General features: G+C 61.8%; 4 protein-coding genes. All 4 read left to right on the top strand.

The window, feature by feature from the left end; all coding sequences use genetic code 11:
* The first annotated feature begins 21 nt into the window (after nt 1–21).
* Nucleotides 22–3,309, top strand: coding sequence for a Na(+)/H(+) antiporter subunit D (locus CW742_RS06195; protein WP_292417957.1), 3,288 nt, complete (start codon nt 22–24; stop codon nt 3,307–3,309).
* Nucleotides 3,306–4,778: an NADH-quinone oxidoreductase subunit N gene (locus CW742_RS06190; RefSeq protein ID WP_292417955.1), complete on the top strand. Its 1,473-nt coding sequence runs from the start codon at nt 3,306–3,308 to the stop codon at nt 4,776–4,778. The genes CW742_RS06195 and CW742_RS06190 overlap by 4 nt, the downstream gene beginning before the upstream one ends.
* Nucleotides 4,779–5,108 carry a hypothetical protein gene (locus tag CW742_RS06185; protein WP_292417952.1) on the top strand — a complete coding sequence of 110 codons (330 nt, stop codon included), beginning with the start codon at nt 4,779–4,781 and terminating at the stop codon, nt 5,106–5,108.
* Nucleotides 5,109–5,135: 27 nt separating this feature from the next.
* Nucleotides 5,136–5,556, top strand: a 421-nt coding sequence (locus tag CW742_RS06180; RefSeq protein WP_292417949.1) for an NADH-quinone oxidoreductase subunit B family protein, incomplete at its 3' end; no start/stop codon positions are given.

The raw sequence follows: 5,556 nt of genomic DNA, 5'->3' as shown, positions 1-5,556 counted from the left end.
CGTGGGGGGGGGTGAGCCGGGGTGGCCGACGGGTCCTGGTGCCTGCCGCTGATCGTGGGGATACCGTTCATTGCCACCTGCCTTATCATACTGCGGGACCGGCAGCCGGATGCCCGCGAGGGTGTCTCCCTCCTTGCCGCCATCCTGACATTTGCCCTCTGCCTCCTTGCCCTCCCCTCGGCGTTTGCATCCGCTCCGCTCTCGACACCGCCACTCGCGGTCCTCCCGGGACTCTCCCTCCACCTTGCTGCGGATGCCCTGGGGCTGCTCTTTGCGTGCATTGCCTCATGCCTCTGGGTCATCACTACGGTCTATAATATCGGCTACATGCGGGGGAGGAACGAGCATGCACAGACCCGCTATTATGCCTGCTTTGCCATCACAATCGGGGCGGTGATGGGGGTGGCTCTCTCTTCGAACCTCTTCTCGCTCTTTGTCTTTTACGAGATTCTCGCGATAGCAGCATATCCGCTGGTTGCGCACAGCGAGACCGTGGAGGCTCTAGCCGCAGGACGGAAGTACCTGGTCTACACGCAGGCAGGCGGCGTCGCCATCCTTGCTGGCATGATGACCCTCCTTGGGATGGGGAGCTCGCTCGATTTCATTGCCGGCGGGAACCCGGGCATTGCCCTCCTCTCGCCGGAGTTCGCCCGCATCGGGTTCATCCTCCTGATGGCCGGGTTTGGCGTCAAGGCGGCGCTCGTGCCGGTCCATGGCTGGCTCCCGAGCGCAATGGTCGCACCCACGCCTGTCAGCGGGCTCCTCCATGCAGTCGCCGTCGTTAACACTGGTGTCTTCGGGCTGATGCGCCTGATGTGGGACCTGTACGGGCCCCGGCTGATGCTTGAACTGGGCCTCCGCAACCTTGTCATTGCGGTTGCCGTCATCACCATCATTGTGGGTGCGCTCCTCGCCCTGAGGCAGGACGACTTCAAGCTCAGACTCGCGTATTCAACGGTCAGCCAGCTCAGTTACATGGTGCTTGGGGCAGCAATCCTCCTGCCGGCAGGACTGACCGCTGCAACTGGTGGCTGGGGAGCTGCTGCGGTGATTGGGGCAGCCTATGCGTTCACGGCCCATGCGTTCGGTAAGCTCACCATGTTCTTTGTTGCCGGGGCTGTTGCAGTCGAGACCGGCAAAACAAAGATCTCCGAGCTGGACGGCCTCGGGAGGAAGATGCCGTGGGAGTTTGCCGCATTCACGCTTGCAACACTCTCGATGGTGGGTCTCCCCCCCATGGCCGGTTTCATCGCAAAATGGTATCTCTCGCTTGGCATCGGTGCCGGGTACACCGGTGAATGGTGGATCCTTCTCATCCTGGTAGCAGCAAGCGTCCTGAACCTTGCATATTTCCTGCCGGTCGTGATGCGTGCCTTCTTCCCGCCCTGCGCAATCGATATCCCAAGCGTACGGTGGACCCTCCGCGTCCCGGTCATCGTGACGGCTGCGGGCGCCCTTGTCTTCGGGCTCTGGACGACCGGCCCCTGGAGCCCCTTTGCCCTCTGCCAGGAGGTGGCGGCAGGGGTGACCGGCAGTACCGCTGCGATAGTATCGGGCACGATAGCACTCGGGACTGCCATCCCACCGTTCCTGATCTTCTTCCTCGGTGCCCCGCTTGCCCTTCTCGCAACCGGCCGTGCCCGGCAGGCTATCCTTATCATCACCGGGACCCTCGCCCTTGCCGATGTCCTCCTCCTGCCCGGTGGTTTCCTCTCCGGCACAGTTGCGGGCGGTGTGGTGCAGTGGAACCTTCCCTTCATGGGATATACCCTCACCCTTCTCCGGGTGGACAGCCTCTCGTACCTCACCGGCGTGATCTTTGCTACCATCACCTTCCTTGCGATCCTGTATGCCGCGGCGTTCGCCCCGGCCCGCCTCCACCTCTATGCCCTCCTCTACGCGGGAGCGTCGATGGGCGTGGTCTTTGCCGGTGACTGGATCACACTCTTCTTCTTCTGGGAAGTCATGGCAGTCACCTCGACCTTTCTCATCTGGCAGGAGGCTGGAGAGGCCATTGGAGCAGGCTACCGCTATCTCCTCTTCCACGGGCTCGGGGGCACGCTGCTTGGGGCCGGCATCGCCCTGCTCTTCATCGGGGCAGGTTCTCCCATTGTCGGGCCCCTTGCCGGCATTCCCGATGCCACGTACCAGCTCTGGGCTTCGGTGCTCATCGTGCTCGGGATCGGCGTGAACTTAGCCTTCATACCGCTCCATACCTGGCTGCCGGATGCTTACCCGCGGGCCCATATTGCCGCGAGCGTCTTCCTCTCCATATACACCACCAAGGCTGCCGTGTACCTCCTTGCCCGGGCCCAGCCCGGCACAGAATACATCGCCTTCATGGGCGCCCTGATGGCAGTCTATGGCGTAGTGTTTGCGGTCTTCCAGAACGACATGCGCCGGCTCCTCTCGTACCACATCGTCTCGCAGGTGGGCTACATGGTTGTGGGTGTCGGGATCCTTGGCTGGCTGGGGGTCGCAAGTGCTACCGGACAGCTCGGCCTTGATGGCGGAATGGCGCACGTCTTCAACCACATCCTGTACAAAGCCCTTCTCTTCATGGCTATCGGCGTCGTCATCTGGAAGACCGGTGAGAACCTGCTCAGCCGGGTCGGGGGACTGCAGAAGAAGATGCCCGTGACTGCCCTCGCTTATTGGATTGCCGCATTCTCTATTGCCGGCGTCCCGCTCTTCAACGGGTTCGTCTCGAAAGGGATGGTCCTTGCTGCGGCGGAGCATACCAGCATCTGGCTCTGGGTCCTCCTGGAGATCGCCTCCTTTGGCACATTCCTCTCATTTTTGAAGCTGGGCTATTTCGCGTTCCTCCGTGACGGGGATTCACAGGCATCCGATCCCCCGCTGCTGATGCAGGCAGCCATGCTCGGCGCTGCAGCCCTCTGCATCATCATTGGGATATACCCGGCAGCCCTCTATGCCCTCCTTCCCTATCCCGTAACCTATGCTGCCTATGACCCGGCCCACGTTATCAGCGCAGTCGTTGTCCTGGGCGCTGCAGCAGTTTTCTTCTTTACTGCCGGCAAAACTCTGCTCCGGCCGCATGACCCCCGGCTGAAGGATGTGGATATCCTCTACCATACCGCAGGCCGTGGGCTTGTTGCATTTGCCGGTTGGCTCCGCGATGCCTTCGCGCTGGTGTATGAAGTGGCGACTGCAGGAGCCCTCCTGCTCTTTACAGCAGGGAAGATAGCCATGGGGTGGGAAAACCGGGACGTGAACCATGACATGGCAGTCTTCTTCGCAGTCGTTATTGCCCTCATGGGCATCATCCTCGTGGGGGTTGGGATATGATCGTGACCGATACCGGCACGCTCGTGCCGCTCTATATCGCCCTGGGAGGCATCGTCCTGTACGGTATTATCAGCAGGATCCCTCCCGGCTACCGGCGGTGGAGCGGTACGCTCACGGCCCTCTGGCTTGCAGCAGCGTTCCTCTATCTCCTCGGTATCATCCTCGAAAGCCCATCCCCCCCGGGTACACCGTACCTCGGCCTGACCTGCGGGCTCCTCGTGACCGGTCTCGGAGGGCTTGCTGCGTTTGCCTCGCAGGGGAACCTTGACCCGGGCGGGCCGGTGCGCTTCTATTACCCGCTCTGTCTCTTTGCCCTTGCTGGTGCCACCGCGGTCGGTTTTGCGACCGACCTCTTCACCATTTTTGTCATGGTCGAGCTCTCCGCGATCCCGGTCTATGCCCTCGTTGCCTACCGGTACAGTGAGGACAAGAACACGGTTCCCGCCGCAATGAAGTATCTCGTCCAGGGAGTTTCCGGGACACTGACCGCCCTTCTCGGGGTTTCAATCCTGTTTTTTGCCGGAAAGACAACGGACCTTGCCAGCCTCCCGGCAGCACTGTCGGGGACCAGCCCGGCCGTGGTCCTGCTTGCGGCAGTCCTCATCCTGCTCGGGTATGGCGTCAAACTGGCCATCGTCCCGCTGCACACGTGGCTGCCGGACGCATACGCACTCGCCCCGCCCGGCGTGACAGCGATCATGGTCGGCGCCACAAAGACCGGGGTGCTTGTCGCCCTCTTCCTCTCCCTGACCGCCCTGCCACCCAACAGCGGGACCATTTACGTTCTCGGGCTCATTGTCACGTTCTTTGCCCTTGTCACCATGACGGCCGGTAACCTGCTTGCCCTCAACCAGAAGGACCTCCGGTATATCCTTGCGTATTCGAGCGTGGCACAGATGGGATATATCCTCCTCGGCTTCGGCATGGGTCTCGTGTACGACTTTCCCTTTGCGTTCACGGCAGGGCTGTATTATGCTATTGCCTACAGCATCATGAAAGGCGGAGCATTCATGGCCGCGGATGCCTTTGCCTGGGAAGCCGGCACAACGGAGGTGGAGGGGATGAAGGGTCTTGGGGCCCGGCACCCCCTCCTCGGGATCGCCTTTGTCATCTTTGTCCTTGGCCTGATCGGCGTCCCGTTCACCTGCGGCTTCTTAGGAAAGCTGCTCCTTGAACAGGCAGGGATGGCAACATCCCTGATGAGCGGGGTTGTCCTTGCCCTGATCCTTGCGGTCAACAGCGTGGTCTCCCTCGGTTATTACATCCCCGTTCTCTCGACCCTGATGTTCTCCGCTCCCTCTGCTCCCCCGGCGGCGGGACCCGCCCGGAAGACAGCTGCCCTTTCCCGCAGCGTGCTCTTTGCCGTAGTGGTTCTCGCTTTTGTCACGGTTTACCTGGGCCTCTTCCCCGAGTCGTTCGACTGGATCACGCACGCAGCCGGGCAGCTCACCCCCTGGGGGGTGGTCTGAATGGACCTGCCATTCCTCCTCTCCTCGGCGCCCCTTATTGCAGTGTACGCGTTTGTGATCTGTTACCTGATCTATGCCTGGTCCCGGAAGATTGCGCCGGCGTTCACGCCTTCGGCCAACAAGACCATGCCCTATGTTGGCGGCGAGGCCATGGAGGGGAGTGCCTGCCTTCCGGGATACCAGTTCTTCTACGTGGCCCTCTTCTTCGTGGTAGTCCACGTGGCAGCGCTCATCATCGCGATCGCACCTGCTGACGCCCCGCTGGCCGGCACGCTGGGGTACCTCGGCATCATCGCTGTAGCGATAACCATCCTGAGGTGGGAGCAGTGACCCCCCACAAGGAGGTGAAGTGATAGCATGACAGGTGACAGGCAGTCCATCAGCCAGCGTCTTGCCACCTGGGCCCGGGTAACATCCCCCTGGGTCACAGTCTTCAACAGCGGGGCGTGCAATGCGTGCGACATCGAGATTATTGCCTGCCTTATGCCGCGGTTCGATGTGGAGCGGTTCGGGATCCTGGCAAAGGGATCACCGCGCCATGCAGACATCCTGATCGTGACCGGAGCGGTCACCCGGAAACAGGCATCGAGGCGTATACGGGTCTGGGAACAGATGCCCGAACCCCAGTACGTGATCGCCTGCGGGGCATGCGGGGCGGGTGGAGGGGTGTTCCAGTGGCTGTACCGCGTTGTGGGCGATGGTGGAACGATCATCCCTTGTGACCTGTATGTGGCCGGCGGCCAGCCGCGACCGGACGAGCACATCAGCGGCGTTGTTG

It is taken from the genome of Methanoregula sp., from assembly GCF_002835825.1.
In the GTDB taxonomy this organism is placed as follows: Archaea; Halobacteriota; Methanomicrobia; order Methanomicrobiales; family Methanospirillaceae; genus Methanoregula.
This window is presented reverse-complemented; position numbering and strand designations above follow the sequence as displayed.

Excerpts from the sequence above, each read along its gene's own strand:
- CW742_RS06190 (WP_292417955.1), top strand. The coding sequence starts at position 3,306 with ATGATCGTGACCGATACCGGCACGCTCGTGCCGCTCTATATCGCCCTG.
- CW742_RS06185 (WP_292417952.1), top strand. The coding sequence starts at position 4,779 with ATGGACCTGCCATTCCTCCTCTCCTCGGCGCCCCTTATTGCAGTGTAC.